The organism is Sphingomonas phyllosphaerae 5.2, assembly GCF_000419605.1.
GTDB classification, from domain to species: domain Bacteria; phylum Pseudomonadota; class Alphaproteobacteria; order Sphingomonadales; family Sphingomonadaceae; genus Sphingomonas; species Sphingomonas phyllosphaerae_B.
On the sequence record NZ_ATTI01000001.1, the window covers coordinates 3,633,340 to 3,648,044 of the forward strand.

Here is a 14,705-nt window from a genome sequence, read left to right on the forward strand (position 1 = left end):
ATACCGGCCGATAGCCCGCAAGGGCGGCATTCCACGCCGCCCGATCGCCGCCGGCGGCGCGCAAGCGATGTCCTACGACAGCGCTCATGCGTTATGATCCGGCGATATGCGCCCTTGTCGTCCCGATCACGCCCGTACGCACCACGACGCAAACGCGCGACCATCTCAACATTCGCAACATTCACGCAGCGGCGAAATGCGCCAGCGTCTCAACATTCACAACATTCGCCTGCCATGCCACCGGACATTGCGCAGCAGCGGGCGGCGATACGGCACGGTTGAAACCTGCGGCCCCGTCCCGCATTCATGGACCCACGGGAGAATTGATGATGCTACGATCCGTGCTGCTTGCTGCGGCGCTCACCACCGCAATGCCGGCCGCGGCGCAGTCGATCTCCGCCAGCGACAAGGCGACGGGGGCGCAGGCCAATCCGCAGTTACTATCGCAATTCGGGGGAAAATATACCGGAGCACAGGCTGCTTACGTCGAGCGGGTCGGCAAGCGCGTGGCGGTCCAGTCCGGCCTGTCGAACGCGCAGGGCGACTTCACCGTCGCGCTGCTCGATTCGCCGATCGAGAACGCCTTCGCAATTCCCGGCGGCTATATCTACGTCACCCGCCAGTTGCTGGCGCTGATGAACAGCGAGGCGGAGCTGGCGTCGGTGATGGGGCACGAGGTCGGCCATGTCGCCGCACGCCATTCCGCCTCGCGCAACCAGCGCGCGACGATCGGCGGCGTGCTGGCGGCGGTGGTCGGCGCTGCTGCGGGCAACAGCGCCGCGGGCCAGCTGGTCGGCACCGCCGCGCGGACCGGCGCGCAACTCGTCGTGCTGAAATACGGCCGCGATCAGGAGTATGCCGCCGACGGGTTGGGCGTGAAGTACATCACCGCCGCCGGCTACGATCCGTACGCCGCCGCCGACATGCTCGCGCAGCTCGAAGCGCAGAGCGAGCTACAGGCAGAAGTGGCGGGACGCGGCGGGCAGCAGATGCCGGGCTGGGCATCGACACATCCCAACAGCGCAGAGCGCGTGCGCCGCGCCGCCGCGCTCGCCAAGGCGACCGGGCGCCCGCTGACCGATCCGCCACAGGACGTCGATTTTCTGCGCCGGCTCGACGGGCTCGCCTATGATGCGAAGGGCTCCGGCAAGCGCATCCGCATCGTCACGGTCAAGCAAGGCGACACGATCGATACGCTCGCGCGGCGGATGGCCTACACGACGCTCCAGCGCGACCGCTTCATGACGCTGAATGCGATAGAGGAGGATGCACAGCTTACCCCCGGCCGGTTGGTAAAGGTCGTGACGGACGGATGACCGTGGGCTAGATGCGCCTACCATGCATCGTCCCGCGCTATCGGTCGTCATCCCTTGTTACAACGAAGAGGCCACGCTGCCGGTGCTCCACGCCCGGGTCTCCGCCGCGGCGCGCGCGTCGGTGGGCGACGATCATGAGATCCTGCTCATCAACGACGGATCGCGCGACGAAAGCTGGGCGGCGATGCAGCGGCTCGCCGCACAGGACCCACGCGTGGTGGCGGTCAATCTGTCGCGCAATCATGGCCACCAGCTGGCGCTGACCGCCGGGCTGGACCTGTGCGCGGGCGAGCAGATCCTGATCATCGACGCCGACCTGCAGGATCCGCCCGAGCTGCTCGCCGACATGCGGTTGATGATGGCGCGCGAGCAGGCGGACGTGGTCTATGCCGTACGCCGCAAGCGCGAAGGCGAGACGTTCTTCAAGAAGGCGACCGCAGCGGCCTTCTATCGCGTGCTCGATCGCGTCACCGACACGCCGATCCCGCTCGACACCGGCGATTTCCGGCTGATGACGCGACGCGCGCTGGACGCCTTCCTGGCGCTGCCCGAACAGGCGCGCTTCATCAGGGGCATGGTGGCGTGGGTCGGCTTCCGCCAGGTGCCGTTTCCGTACGACCGGGCCGAGCGCCATGCGGGGGAGACCAACTACCCGCTCGGCAAGATGGTCAGGCTGGCGCTCGATGCGGTGACTGGCTTCTCCACCGCGCCGCTGCGCTGGGCGAGCCATCTGTCGGTGGTGTTGGCGGGGTGCTCGCTGCTGCTGCTGTTCTACATCGCCTACGGCTATTTCGTCAGCGACCGCGTGCAGGGCTGGACCTCGACGATGCTGGTCGTGGTCGTGCTGTCGTCGATCCAGATGTTCGTGCTGGGCATGATCGGCGAATATCTGGGTCGGCTGTATATCGAGGCCAAGCGCCGCCCGCTCTATCTGGTGGCGGATATCGCGGGCACCGCGCACGGCCGCGCGACGCTGGGCTTCCAGGCGGAACGGACGCGGATTCCCGACGAGCAGGTGGCCGGCCAGCCGTGAGGCGCTCCCCCGCGGCGCGGGAAAGCGCCGCGGCGGTTACGCCGCCTCGTCTGCGTCCAGCCCGTAGGAGGTGTGCAGCACACGTACCGCCAGCTCGGTCTCGTCCTCGTGGATCAGCACCGACACCTTTATTTCGCTGGTCGAAATCGCCTGGATGTTGATGCCGCGGGCGCCGAGCGTCGTGAACATCGTGCTGGCGACGCCGGCGTGACTGCGCATCCCCACCCCGACGACGCTGATCTTCGCGACGCGCGTATCGTGGATCAGCTCGCCGAACCCGATCGTCTCGCGCGCCTGGTTCAGCGCCTCGATCGACCTCGGCAGGTCGGCGGCCGGCACCGTGAAGGTAACGTCGGTCGCGCTGTTGCTGCCGGAGCTGCGGTGCGCGATGTTCTGGATGATCATGTCGACGTTGATGTTGGCCGCCGCCAGCGGCTCGAAGATGCTGGCGACCGAGCCGGGCTTGTCGGGCACGCTGGTCAGCGTGATCTTCGCCTCGTTCTTGTCGTGCGCGATCCCGGTGATGAGCTGGCGTTCCACGTCTTCAATCTCCTCTTCGCCCACGATCATCGTGCCGGGCAATGTGTCCGCCATCGGAGCATCGTCGCCGGTGAACGACGACAGCACCTGGACGCGGACCTTCTCCTTCATCGCCAGCCCGACCGAACGGGTCTGGAGCACCTTGGCGCCGACGCTGGCGAGTTCCAGCATCTCCTCATAGGTTACCTTGGCGAGCTTGCGCGCCCGCGGCACGATCCGCGGATCGGTGGTGTAGACGCCGTCGACGTCGGTGTAGATGTCGCAGCGGTCGGCCTGCATCGCCGCGGCCACCGCCACCGCCGAGGTATCCGATCCCCCGCGCCCCAGCGTCGTGATCCGGCCGTTCGCGGACACGCCCTGAAAGCCGGCGATCACCGCCACCTCACCCGCCGACAGGCTGGCGTCGAGCGCGACGGTGTCGATCGTGCCGATCCGCGCCTTGGCGAAGGCGTCGTCGGTGTGGATCGGCAGTTGCCAGCCCAGCCACGATCTAGCCGGTACCCCGATCGCCTGCAACGCGATGGCGAGCAGCCCGCTGGTCACCTGCTCGCCCGCCGCGACCACCACGTCATATTCACGCGGATCGTAGAGCGGCGAGGCTTCGCGGCAGAAGCCGACCAGCCGATCGGTCTCGCCCGCCATCGCGGAGACGACCACCGCCACCTGGTTGCCTGCGGCAGCTTCGCGTTTAACTCGCGCCGCCACCGAGCGAATCCGCTCGATCCCGGCCATCGAGGTACCGCCGAACTTCATGACGATGCGCGCCAATGCTTATCCAAACGCCTTGGGATGAGAGGGGCGTCCTGATAGGAAGCGTGCATGGACGACGCAAGCGTAACAACCGCAACCATCCCTGCCGCGCCGCACGCCTCGGTGGTCGCGAGCGAGGCGGCGCATTTCGGCAAGCTGGCGGCGGAATGGTGGGACCCGAGGGGTACGTCGGCGATGCTGCACCGGCTGAACCCGGTGCGGCTGCGTTACCTGCGTGCGGCGATCGACCGGCACTGGGACCTGGACGACCGTAGCTTCACGCCGCTGGCGGGGAAAAGCGCGCTCGACATGGGTTGCGGCGCGGGATTGCTCGCGGAGCCGCTGGCGCGGATGGGAGCACAGGTAACCGGCGTGGATGCGGCGGCGGAGAGCATAGCGGTCGCGCGCGTCCATGCCGGGAGCGGCGGGCTGTCGATCGACTATCGGGCCGGCGGTGTCGAGGCGGTGGCGGGGGAGACGTTCGATCTCGTCTGCTCGATGGAGGTGATCGAGCATGTCGCCGATCCGAACGGCTTCGTCGCGGGGCTGGCGGAGGGGGTGGCCCCCGGTGGGATGCTGGTGATGAGCACGCCGAACCGCACGTGGCTGTCACGGGTCGCGCTTGTCGAGGGTGCGGAACGGCTGGGGCAGATCCCACGCGGGACGCACGATTGGGACAAGTTCCTGACGCCGGAGGAATTGTCGGCGACGATCGTCGCCAACGGCTTCGAGGTACGTGATGTCACCGGGCTGTCGGTGACGCCGAACGGGTTCGCGCTCGGCGCGTCGACGGCGTTGGATTATTTCGTGACGGCAATACGAGCCGATTGAGCACGGTCAGCCGCGCGTGCGCCCGGTTGCGCGTTCGACCATCTGCACGCCGTTGCGCTGACACGCCGCGCTGACGACCGGATAATCGATGTCGGTGTTGCGCGCGAGCGCAGCCGGCATCGCCGCCTGGCATTGCTGCACGGTGGCATAATGCGCCGGCTCGACTCGCGCGGTCGCGCACGCCGTCGAGGCGTCGCCGCACCCCATGATCGCCATGATGAAGAAAGCCGCTTCCATATCAAGCTCCTGTGGCTATAGAACGATCGCTTGCCCGCGTCGTTCCGCGCCCACCCGGTCTCGAACCGGGGCGGTTGACGTGTCCGGCGCGACGCACGACATCCGCGTTATCCATGCCCCCCGACACATCGACCAAATCCGCCGTCGAGCGCCCGTTGTTGCCGACGCTGCGCCGTTTCCTGCCCGACCTTTGGCCGGCGGACGCGCCGGGCATGAAGCTGCGTGTCACCGGCGCGATGGTGCTGGTGGTGCTGTCGAAGCTGGTGCAGGTCTACGGCGCTCCGTTCGCGTTGCAGGGCGCAGTCGACGGCATGGCGGTCCCGACGACGCCGCTCTCGCTCGTGCTTTTGCTGGTCGCCGGTTACGCTGCGGCGCGGTTCGGTTCCACGTTGTTCGACAATTTGCGCAACACGGTGTTCGAACGTGTCGGACAGGAAGCGACACGGCGACTGGCGGCGCGCGTTTTCCGTCATCTGCATCAGCTGTCGCTGCGCTTCCATCTGGAGCGTCGCACCGGCGCGGTCACCAAGGTGGTCGAGCGGGGCACGAAGAGCATCGACACGATGCTGTACTTCCTGTTGTTCAACATCGCGCCGACGGTGCTGGAGCTGGCGCTGGTGCTCGGCATCTTCTGGGTGAAGTTCGGCTGGCAGCTGGTCGTCGGCACGCTCGCGATGGTGGTGCTCTACATCTGGTTCACGCGGCTGGTAACCGACTGGCGGTCGTCGCTGCGTGAGCGGATGAACGATCTCGACACCGGCGCGGTCGCGCACGCCGTCGATTCGCTGCTGAACTTCGAGACCGTCAAATACTTCGGCGCCGAGGAGCGCGAGGCGCAGCGCTACGATCGCGCGATGCGCGCCTATGCCGACGCGGCGGTGGTCAGCGAGAACAGCCTGGCGTGGCTGAACATCGGGCAGGCCGCGATCACCAACGCGATGCTCGCCGGCGGTATGGCGTGGGTGGCGTGGGGCTGGAGCCAGGGGCGCTTCACCGCCGGCGAGGTGGTGCTGGTGTCGACGCTGTTGTCGCAGCTGTTCCGGCCGCTCGACCTGCTCGGCATGGTCTATCGCACGATCCGGCAGGGGGCGATCGACATGGGCGCGATGTTCGACCTGATCGACACGCCTTCCGAGGTGGTCGACGCACCCGGCGCCCCGCCGCTGCTGGTCGCGAACGGCGCGGTGCGCTTCGAGAATGTCGTTTTCGGCTACGACAAGGGCATGACGATCCTGAAGGGCGTCGACATCGACGTGCCGGCGGGAACGACCTGCGCGGTGGTCGGCCCCTCGGGGGCCGGCAAGTCGACGCTCGCGCGGTTGATGTACCGCTTCTACGACGTCGACAGCGGCCGGATCACCATCGACGGACAGGACATTGCGCGGGTCGAGCAGGCGTCGTTGCGGGCCGCGATCGGGATCGTCCCGCAAGACACGGTGCTGTTCAACGACACGATCGGTTACAACATCGCGTACGGCCGCGCGGGCGCGGACGAGGCCGCGATCGAACAGGCGGCACGCGGCGCGGCGATCGCCGGCTTCATCGAGCGCCAGCCGGACGGCTATGCGACACGCGTCGGCGAGCGCGGCTTGAAGCTGTCGGGTGGCGAGAAACAGCGCGTGGCGATCGCACGCACGCTGCTGAAGAACCCGCCGATCCTGATCCTCGACGAGGCGACCAGCGCGCTCGACAGCCGGACCGAGGCCGAGATCATGGAGACGCTGGAAGCGATCGAGCGCGGCCGCACGACGATCGTCATCGCGCACCGACTGTCGACGATCGTCCACGCCGACCAGATCGTCGTGCTGGAGGCCGGGCGCGTCGTGGAACGTGGATCGCACGCCGCGTTGCTGGCAGCGGGCGGGCTTTATGCGGAAATGTGGGCGCGGCAGGCGCAGGAGCAGGAAGAAGCACTGGCGGTGGAGTGAGGGATGGAGGATCGCGCGGGTGCGGCCGCACCCCCTTTCCCTGCGCCGCTCACGTGCGAGCCGGGACAACTCATCCACGCAGGAAACGCTGCCGTCGCACCGACGCAGACCGCGTGACGTACCCGGGCGGGATCACACCAGCGCTTTGCGGGTGCCGGACTGCTCGCGAATGAAGACGATCCATCGCGCACACCGGGCTCGCACAGATTTCCTCCCTCTCCTCGCCATTGCGGACGTAGGAAGCAATCCAGCGTTCCGCGCGACGCCCCGGCTTGCTCCGCTACGTCCGCGATGACGGCGCGTGCAGGTGAGCTGTCGATCGCCATTAGGATCAGGTCCGTCCTGACGAGCGCAGCGCATCGATCCAGGACGGACGCGGTCCGCCTCCGGATCGCCTCGCTACGCACACGATGACGGATCGACCCACGCGAACCGCGCACCGCGCGCGCCCTTATTCCTCGTCGATGCCCCAGTTCAGCCCGCGCGAGATCGCCGGATCGGCCACGGCGGTGAGCAGATAGGCCACGAACTGCTTGCCGCGCTGCCACCAGCCCGTCGCTTCCCGATATCCCTCGACCGTCACCTCGTTCGACTGCGCGATCTCGCCGTCGACGTAACCGCGGACATGCGCCGCGAACGCCGCATCCTCGATCCGCAGCATCAATTCGAGATTGATGAACAGGCTGCGCATGTCGAAATTGGCGCTGCCGATCCACGTCGCGTCATCGACGACGTACAGCTTGGTGTGCAGCTTCGTGGCGGCATATTCCCAGATGCGCACACCCTTGCGCAACAGCCCGGCGTAGGTGAAGCGCGATGCGGCGACCGTGACGTTGTTGTCGGAACGCGAGGCCGTGACGACGCGCACATCGGCGGCGCGCTTGCCGGCACGGTCGAGACGGCGCAGCACTGTCGGGCTCGGCGTGAAATAGCCGGCGATGATGTCGATGCGGCGTGCGTGGCGCATGTCGGCGCGGATCGCGCGCGCCCATGGCGACAGGTGGCGCGTCGGGCCGCCGATCAGCCACCGCAGCCGCCCCTCGCGCTCGCTCCACGTCGCCAGCGCCTTGTTGAGCCGCCGCACCTGCCCACCGTCGCGAATGCCCTGCTGCAGCGCGTCGAAATAGCCCGCCATCCGCGCCGCCGCCGCCCCCTCGACCAGCAAGCCGAGGTCGCGCCATGCCTGCTGCTTCGGTGTACCGAAATAATCGTCCTCGATGTTGAAGCCGCCGATGATGATCTGCGGTGCGTCGCTCTCGGCATCGGCGAGCGCCAGTTTCTGGTGGTTGCGGAGCAGGTAGCGTCGCCCGACGCGTGGCGAGAAGCGGCACACCGCCGCCCCCGCGTCGCGCAGCGGCGCGAAGAACGTGTCCTCCGCATCCTCGCTGCCGAACCCGTCGACGACAAGCGCCACGGCGACGCCGCGGCGCGCCGCGCGTTCCAGCGCGGCGTTGACGCGCCGCCCCGTGTCGTCGTCGGCGTAGATGTAATAGAGGATCCGCAGCGAGCGCTGGGCGCCATCGATCAGCGCCAGCAGCGCCTCCAGCCGCCGCGGCCCGGTATCGAGCAACGTCAGCCGGTTGCCATCGACGGTGAACGTGGGTTGCGGCGTGGCGTCCATGATCGCGGAGATGGCGCGTGCGGGCGGAGCGGGCAAGCGCAGCCTTTCCTTGACGGATGGCGGCCCGACGTCTACCTGACCGAGCTTCCCAGTTTACCGTTTAGAGGATACGCGGATGGCGCGCGTCACTGTCGAGGATTGCGTCGACAAGATCCCGAACCGTTTCGATCTGGTCCTGCTCGCTGCACAGCGCGCGCGGCAGGTATCGGGCGGTGCCGAACTGACGATCGATCGCGATCGTGACAAGAACCCGGTCGTCGCGCTGCGCGAGATCGCCGAGGAGACCGTGCGTCCCAAGGACCTGCACGAATCGGTGGTGCAAAGCCTGCAGCGCGTGCAGATCGACGACGAGGAAGAGGCGGACGCGATCGGCAGCCTGGCCGCGTCGGCCGAGGCGCTGCGCCTCACCGCCGTCGCTCCGCCGCGCAACCAGAACCTTGGCGCCGACTACGACGGCTGATCCGATGGTTCGTTGATATGGAAAGGGCCGGTCGCTCGATGGAGCGGCCGGCCCTTTTCCGTTCGGCGTGCCGTGCGGTGGCTCCGGTGGCGACTGGTCACGCGTGGGGCGGCGCGAGGCCGGCAACGCTCGTCGGCGCGGGCATAGCCAAGCGATCCACGGCGGCCTGGTCCGGCTCTGGATTGCTTCACTGCGTTCGCCATGACGACCGTGCGCGACGCCGGCGCGACACGCCGTTCGCTCACAACGCATCGACGGTCGCGCCCAAAGCCCGCCGCTTGCGGCACATGCCTCGACACGGGTGGCCCCAAGGCCATCGACATTCAGCCAGCGTCCCCGCAAGCGCCGTCGTTGCGAGCGCAGCGAAACAATCCGGGGGGGTCGCGCGGAACGCTGGATTGCTTCGCTCTGCTCGCACCTGCCCGATCGTGCGGGCGCGGTGCGCCCCGACGGGTGGATCATCTTCATCGGCGAACAGCCCTGCATTCGCGACACGAGCGCGGAGCGGGAGCGCCTCCGTCTGCCGATCGCTGCGCCTTACCGCGCGGCCCAGCGGATCGCGTTGGTCAACACGCGGTGCACGTTGGGGTCGTCATACGCCTCCGGCTCGTGGCCGAGCGCCGAATAGAATACCCGGCCCTTCGCGTGCGAATTCACCCACATCACCGGGTGGGCCGCGCCCATCGCCAGTTTCGCGCCGGGTCGGTAGCTCGCCTCGTCGACCTGCGCGAGCACCGTCATGCCGCGCGCCGCGGGATTGCCTGAGAACGAATACCATTCGTCGCGCAGCATCCATTCGCGCGGCACGCCGGCCATGACGGGGTGCTGCGGCTGCGCTACGACGACCTTGGCCGACTGGATATGATCGTCGCCGCCGGGATGCCCGATGAAGGTCGTGCCGATGATCGTGGCGTCGTACCACGGCTCCTTGTGGCTGTCGTCGCCCGCCGCGTGCAGCGCCGCCACGCCGCCGCCGCGCGCGACGAAGCGCTCCAGCGCGGCCTGCTGCCCGGACGTCATGAACGCACCGCTGGCGCTGTTGAGCACGACGACCGCAAAGTGGCGCAGGTCGCGATCGTTGAAGACCGCCGCGTTTTCGGTCGTGAAGCTCTTGCGCCCGAGCGTGCCCGCGATCTCGCCGAGCACCACGTTCGAATGCGGGATGTGCTCGAAATGCCGCCAGCCGTTGGTCTTGGAGACGATCAGCACCGCGCCCTTCAGCCCGGCCGGCAGCGTCGGCGCGTCGCGATCCATTACCTTGGCCGGGAGGTGCGGATCACCCGGCGCCTGCGCCACCGCCAGCATCGCAATCATCGCCAATGTTTTCAGCATCATCCGTCTCCCAGGAACATCCTAGCGAGTGAATGCGCCAAGGGAATGGCCTTCTTGCTCAATCGACCAGCGAGATACGGAGCGCGATTTGCTTCTCACCCTTTGCGGGCACCTCGAACACGCCGGGCTTGTCGCGATACTCGCCCTCGAAGCCTTCAGGATCGGCGATGCCGTGCCATGGCTCGACGCAGACATAGGCGGCACCGGGCTTGGTCCAGATCCCGAGCTTCGGGGTGTCGGGGAAGGCGATATCGAGCTGCGGCGCGCCCTCGACGCCATAGCGGACCGACGACGATTCGACCGGCGACCACACCAAAGCATCGTCGCTGAAGAGCTGGTCCGCGAGATGCAGCACGCGCCCGTCGAGCGGCGACGCCCGGTCCTGCGCGGTGATCGTTCCGTCGGCGGCGATCACCTTCAGCGCACCGGGCTCGTCCTTCTCGAACGCGATGCGATGCGCGGCGCGGTCCTGACCATAGGGAAGCGGCCAGGCGAAGGCGGGGTGGAACCCGAAGCTGGCGGGCAACGGCTCATCGGCCGGGTTGCACACCGTCACGTCGATGGCGAGCGTGGCGTCGTGGAGTTCGAACGCCACCTCCAGCCGGAAGGCGAACGGATAGGCGGCGCGCGTCGCCTGATCGTCGGTCAACGCGAATACCGCGCGCGTGGCACCAGCCTCGATTACGGAGAAGACGCTGCGCCGCGCGAAGCCGTGCTTGGCGATCGGATAGGCTTGCCCGTCGACGCGGATCGTGCCGCTGGCGGTCATGCCGACCACGGGGAACAGCAACGGCGCGCGCCCGGTCCAGAAGCGCGGATCGGCGTCGGTCATCAACTCGCGGCCCTGCGCGTCGCTCAACGACGAGAGCTCGGCGCCAAGCGGGTTGATCGCGGCGCTCAGCGTGCCGTTCGAGATGCGGATCCAGTCGTCAGCCACGCAATGTTGCTCCCTGCTTGGCGGCGGCGGCCACCACCTTGTCGGCGATCGTCTTCAGGTCGGCGTCGGTGAAGCTCTTCTCCGTGGGTTGCAGCACCACCTCGACCGCGACCGATTTGTGATTCTCCGCCACTCCCGTGCCGGTGAAGACGTCGAAGACGCGCGCACGCACGATCGTCGCCTTGTCCGCGCCCTTGACCGCCCGGGCCAGCGCATCCGCCGAAACGTCGGTGGGCACGAGGAACGCGAAATCACGCCGCACCGGCTGGAGCGCCGGCGGCGCGTAGGCGGGGCGCATGAAGCCTGTGCCGCGCCGGGCGGGGATGGCGTCCAGGTACAGTTCGACCGCCGCGACCTGACCGGCCAGGTCGAACGCCTTCAGGACCGCCGGGTGCACCGCGCCGAACGCCGCCAGCACCGTCTTCGGCCCCAGCCGCAGCGTGCCCGAACGACCGGGGTGGAAGGCCGCGCCCGCCTCGCCCATCACCTGCAGATTGTCGACCGGCGCGCCGGCGGCGGCGAGCAGCGCCAGCGCCTCGGCCTTGGCGTCATAGGCGTCGAACGCCGCTGCCTTGCCCTCCCGCCAGCCGCGTGCGCGGCGGTCGCCCGCCAGCACGGCGCCCAGCGTCGCACGCTCGCCCTCCGCCAGGTAGCGGCGCCCGATCTCGAACAGCCGCACGCTCTCCGCGCCCTGTCGCAGGTTGCGCTCGGCCGCGGACAGCAGCCCGGGCAGCAGCGACGGGCGCATCACCTTCAGCTCCTCGCTGATCGGGTTCGCCAGCCGCCACGGCGCGTCGCCGAACGGCGCGACCTGCTTCTCGCTGAGGAAGCTCCACGTGACCGCCTCGTCGAGACCGCGCGCAGCGGCGGCGCGGCGCGCACGGCGCTCGATCCGTTGTTCCGGCGTGGCGGTCGGGCGCGCGACGCCGGGGATGCGCGGCAGCGCCACTGGCGCGACCTTGTCGATGCCCTCGATCCGGATCACTTCCTCGACCAGATCGGCGGTGCCGTCGATATCGCGCCGCCACGTCGGGGGCGTGACGTTCCACGCGTCGTCGACCGCGAAGCCGAGCGATTCGAGGATCGCGCGCTGCCGATCCGGCGCGACCGCGAGGCCGCCGAGCGTCTCGGCGCGTGCCGGGTCATAAGCGTAGGAGCGCGTGCCCAGCGGCGGTTCGCCGGCGCGGGTCACGCCGCTGGCGGTGCCGCCGCAATATTGCAGCACCAGCGCGGTCGCGATCGCGAGCCCGTCGTCGAGGAACGCCGGATCGACGCCGCGCTCGAACCGCTGGCGTGCATCGCTGGTCAGCGCGAGTTGCTGGCCGGTGCGCGCGATCGCCTCCGGTGCGAAATACGCGCATTCGATCACTACGTCGGTGGTCGCATCCGATACGCCCGAATGCGCGCCACCCATGATACCGCCGATATCGTGGACCGCGACATCGTCGGCGATGACCGTCATCCCTGCGGCGAGCGTGTAGGTCTTGCCGTTGAGCGCCGCGACCGATTCGCCCGCTTCCGCGCGGCGCGCGACCAGCCCACCGGACAGCTTCGCCTTGTCGTACACGTGCAGCGGGCGGCCGAGATCGACCGTCAGGTAGTTGGTGATGTCGACGAGCGCCGAAATCGGCTTCTGCCCGATCGCGCGCAGCCGCTTGGCCATCCACTCCGGTGCAGCGCCGTTCGCCAGCCCCGCGACGCCCTGCGCGAAGAACGCCGGGCAGCCCGCCGCATCCTCGATCCGCACGTCGGGACCAGGGCCTTCGCCCGCCGGATCCGGCACGGTCAGCTCGACCAGCGTTCCCAGCCCGGCAGCCGCCAGATCGCGCGCGATACCGCGGACGCTCATGCAATCCTGCCGGTTCGGCGTGATGCTGACGTCGATCACCGGATCGCCGAGCCCGGCATAATCGGCGAAGGCGGTGCCGATCGGCGCATCGGCGGGCAGTTCGATGATCCCGTCATGATCCTCGCCCAGCTCCAGCTCGCGGGTCGAACACATCATGCCGTTCGATTCGACGCCGCGGATCGCCGCGACCTTCAGCACCATGCCATTGGCGGGGACCGCCGCACCGGGCCTGCCGAACACGCCGACCAGTCCCGCGCGCGCGTTCGGCGCGCCGCACACCACCTGCAACGGTCCGTCGCCGGCATCGACCGACAGCACCTGCAGCTTGTCCGCTTGCGGGTGGCGCCCGGCGGTGAGGACGCGTGCGACGGTGAAGCCGTCGAGCTTCGCGGCGGGATCGGTGACGCCTTCCACCTCCAGCCCGATGTTGGTGAGCGCGACCAGGATCGCGTCGAGCGACGCGTCCGTGTTAAGATGGTCCTTGAGCCAGGAAAGGGTGAATTTCATTGTTCTTGCTTCCGTCCCCCCGGCCGAAGCCGGGGCCTTTCTGGAGCGGGCGGAACGTCCCCCCGCGGGAGACCCCGGCATGCGCCGGGGTGACGCACGTGGTTCAGGCCGGCATGCCCACGCCGCCCGACAGCGTCGGCACGTCGAGCGCGCTGAACCCGTAATGCTTCAGCCAGCGGATATCGCCGTCGAAGAACGGACGCAGATCGTCCATCCCGTATTTCAGCATCGCCAGCCGGTCGATCCCGCAGCCGAACGCAAAGCCCTGCCACTCTTCGGGATCGAGCCCGCACGCCGCGATCACCCGCGGGTGGACCATGCCGCTGCCCAGCACCTCCATCCATCCTTCCGAGCCGCCGATCACGCGCTTGCCCTTCACGATCGAATAGCCGACGTCGACTTCGGCGGACGGCTCTGTGAACGGGAAGTAGCTCGGGCGAAGCCGCAGGACGATGTCGTCGCGCTCGAAGAACGCCTTCAGGAACGTCTCCAGCGTCCACTTCAAGTGGCCGAGCGTGATGCCCTTGTCGATCACCAGTCCTTCGACCTGATGGAACATCGGCGTGTGTGTCGCGTCGCTGTCGGAGCGATAGGTACGCCCCGGCGCGATGATGCGGATCGGTGGCTTGTTCGCCAGCATGGTGCGAATCTGGACCGGCGAGGTGTGCGTGCGCAATACGCGCGGGGTCTCGCGATCGTTCGGGTCGCTGTCCTCCCGGCCGGCCAGATAGAAGGTATCGTGCATCGCGCGCGCCGGATGCGTCTCCGGGATATTGAGCGCGCCGAAATTGTGCCAGTCGGTCTCCATCTCCGGGCCGCTGGCCACCGCAAAGCCGAGATCGGCGAAGATCTCCGCCAGTTCGTCCATCACCTGGCTGACGGGATGGATCGTCCCGGCGAGCGGCGCGTCCGCGGGCAGCGTCATGTCGAGCGCCTCGCTGGCCAGTTGCGCATCGAGCGCGACCTGCTCCAGATGCGCCTTGCGCGCCGCAATCGCGCCGGTCACCGCCTCGCGAAGCCCGTGGATCGCCGGGCCGCGCGCCTGTCGCTCCTCCGGTGACAAGGTGCCCATCGTCTTCAGCAGCTGCGTCACCCGGCCCTGCTTGCCGAGTGCATCGACGCGCACCGCCTCGAGCGCGTCGAGCGAGGCGGATGCCTCGATCGCGACGAGCAGGTGGGTCTTGAGGTCGTCGGTGTCGGTCATCGTCTCATCCGTCATGCCTGCCGTCCAAGCGCAGACTCGTGCTCAAGTCCAGCCCCGCGTCCATCGCTCCGCGTCGGGATACCCGCAAACGACGAGCGGCCGTAACGAAGAAGGGCGCCGGTGTTGCCACCGGCGCCCCGCATTCCGTTCTCGCGTCAGG

12 protein-coding genes are annotated in these 14,705 nt (G+C 68.3%); 5 read left to right on the forward strand and 7 right to left on the reverse strand.

The features are described from left to right. Window positions 1–326: 326 nt before the first annotated feature. Window positions 327–1,316, forward strand: coding sequence for a M48 family metalloprotease (locus tag SPHPHY_RS0117325; RefSeq protein ID WP_022687954.1), 990 nt, complete (start codon window positions 327–329; stop codon window positions 1,314–1,316). 22 nt (window positions 1,317–1,338) lie between these two features. Next, window positions 1,339–2,349, forward strand: a complete 1,011-nt coding sequence (locus SPHPHY_RS0117330; RefSeq protein WP_022687955.1) for a glycosyltransferase family 2 protein — start codon at window positions 1,339–1,341, stop codon at window positions 2,347–2,349. Between the two features lie 36 nt (window positions 2,350–2,385). On the opposite strand, the gene SPHPHY_RS0117335 is transcribed toward SPHPHY_RS0117330, so the two are convergent. Further along, window positions 2,386–3,657: an aspartate kinase gene (locus tag SPHPHY_RS0117335; RefSeq protein ID WP_022687956.1), complete on the reverse strand. Its 1,272-nt coding sequence runs from the start codon at window positions 3,655–3,657 to the stop codon at window positions 2,386–2,388. 51 nt (window positions 3,658–3,708) lie between these two features. On the opposite strand from SPHPHY_RS0117335, the gene ubiG reads away from it, so the two are divergent. Then, on the forward strand, window positions 3,709–4,470 hold the full coding sequence (gene ubiG / locus SPHPHY_RS0117340) for a bifunctional 2-polyprenyl-6-hydroxyphenol methylase/3-demethylubiquinol 3-O-methyltransferase UbiG (protein WP_022687957.1): 762 nt from the start codon (window positions 3,709–3,711) through the stop codon (window positions 4,468–4,470). Between the two features lie 6 nt (window positions 4,471–4,476). Here ubiG and SPHPHY_RS0117345 read toward each other — a convergent pair whose 3' ends face one another. Further along, complete coding sequence (locus SPHPHY_RS0117345) at window positions 4,477–4,707, reverse strand: hypothetical protein (RefSeq protein ID WP_022687958.1); 231 nt, start codon at window positions 4,705–4,707, stop codon at window positions 4,477–4,479. 113 nt (window positions 4,708–4,820) lie between these two features. On the opposite strand from SPHPHY_RS0117345, the gene SPHPHY_RS0117350 reads away from it, so the two are divergent. Beyond that, the gene (locus SPHPHY_RS0117350) at window positions 4,821–6,635 is read left to right on the forward strand and encodes an ABCB family ABC transporter ATP-binding protein/permease (protein ID WP_028057078.1); all 1,815 of its coding nucleotides are present in this window, start codon (window positions 4,821–4,823) and stop codon (window positions 6,633–6,635) included. Window positions 6,636–7,086: 451 nt separating this feature from the next. Here SPHPHY_RS0117350 and SPHPHY_RS0117355 read toward each other — a convergent pair whose 3' ends face one another. After that, window positions 7,087–8,256 (reverse strand): phospholipase D-like domain-containing protein, encoded by a 1,170-nt coding sequence (locus tag SPHPHY_RS0117355; RefSeq protein ID WP_022687960.1) that lies wholly within the window; start codon window positions 8,254–8,256, stop codon window positions 7,087–7,089. A 115-nt stretch (window positions 8,257–8,371) separates the two neighbouring features. On the opposite strand from SPHPHY_RS0117355, the gene rpoZ reads away from it, so the two are divergent. Next, entirely contained in the window at window positions 8,372–8,716 is a 345-nt protein-coding gene (gene rpoZ, locus SPHPHY_RS0117360) for a DNA-directed RNA polymerase subunit omega (RefSeq protein ID WP_022687961.1), read from the forward strand. Window positions 8,717–9,253: 537 nt separating this feature from the next. On the opposite strand, the gene SPHPHY_RS0117365 is transcribed toward rpoZ, so the two are convergent. From SPHPHY_RS0117365 to pheS, 4 genes are all read right to left on the reverse strand, one after another. Beyond that, window positions 9,254–10,048, reverse strand: coding sequence for a ThuA domain-containing protein (locus SPHPHY_RS0117365; protein WP_231370451.1), 795 nt, complete (start codon window positions 10,046–10,048; stop codon window positions 9,254–9,256). Window positions 10,049–10,106: 58 nt separating this feature from the next. Continuing rightward, on the reverse strand, window positions 10,107–10,985 hold the full coding sequence (locus SPHPHY_RS0117370) for an aldose 1-epimerase family protein (protein WP_022687963.1): 879 nt from the start codon (window positions 10,983–10,985) through the stop codon (window positions 10,107–10,109). After that, window positions 10,978–13,341, reverse strand: a complete 2,364-nt coding sequence (pheT, locus tag SPHPHY_RS0117375; RefSeq protein ID WP_022687964.1) for a phenylalanine--tRNA ligase subunit beta — start codon at window positions 13,339–13,341, stop codon at window positions 10,978–10,980. Before pheT ends, SPHPHY_RS0117370 begins: the two co-directional genes overlap by 8 nt. A 103-nt stretch (window positions 13,342–13,444) precedes the next feature. After that, window positions 13,445–14,545: a phenylalanine--tRNA ligase subunit alpha gene (pheS, locus tag SPHPHY_RS0117380; RefSeq protein WP_028057079.1), complete on the reverse strand. Its 1,101-nt coding sequence runs from the start codon at window positions 14,543–14,545 to the stop codon at window positions 13,445–13,447. Window positions 14,546–14,705 lie beyond the last annotated feature (160 nt).

What these genes read in the sequence shown, in the direction of transcription:
- SPHPHY_RS0117325 (WP_022687954.1), top strand. Translation starts at nt 327, where the DNA reads ATGATGCTACGATCCGTGCTGCTTGCTGCGGCGCTCACCACCGCAATG.
- SPHPHY_RS0117330 (WP_022687955.1), top strand. Translation starts at nt 1,339, where the DNA reads ATGCATCGTCCCGCGCTATCGGTCGTCATCCCTTGTTACAACGAAGAG.
- ubiG (WP_022687957.1), top strand. Translation starts at nt 3,709, where the DNA reads ATGGACGACGCAAGCGTAACAACCGCAACCATCCCTGCCGCGCCGCAC.
- SPHPHY_RS0117345 (WP_022687958.1), bottom strand. Translation starts at nt 4,707, where the DNA reads ATGGAAGCGGCTTTCTTCATCATGGCGATCATGGGGTGCGGCGACGCC.
- SPHPHY_RS0117350 (WP_028057078.1), top strand. Translation starts at nt 4,821, where the DNA reads ATGCCCCCCGACACATCGACCAAATCCGCCGTCGAGCGCCCGTTGTTG.
- SPHPHY_RS0117355 (WP_022687960.1), bottom strand. Translation starts at nt 8,256, where the DNA reads ATGGACGCCACGCCGCAACCCACGTTCACCGTCGATGGCAACCGGCTG.
- rpoZ (WP_022687961.1), top strand. Translation starts at nt 8,372, where the DNA reads ATGGCGCGCGTCACTGTCGAGGATTGCGTCGACAAGATCCCGAACCGT.
- SPHPHY_RS0117365 (WP_231370451.1), bottom strand. Translation starts at nt 10,048, where the DNA reads ATGCTGAAAACATTGGCGATGATTGCGATGCTGGCGGTGGCGCAGGCG.
- pheT (WP_022687964.1), bottom strand. Translation starts at nt 13,341, where the DNA reads ATGAAATTCACCCTTTCCTGGCTCAAGGACCATCTTAACACGGACGCG.
- pheS (WP_028057079.1), bottom strand. Translation starts at nt 14,545, where the DNA reads ATGACCGACACCGACGACCTCAAGACCCACCTGCTCGTCGCGATCGAG.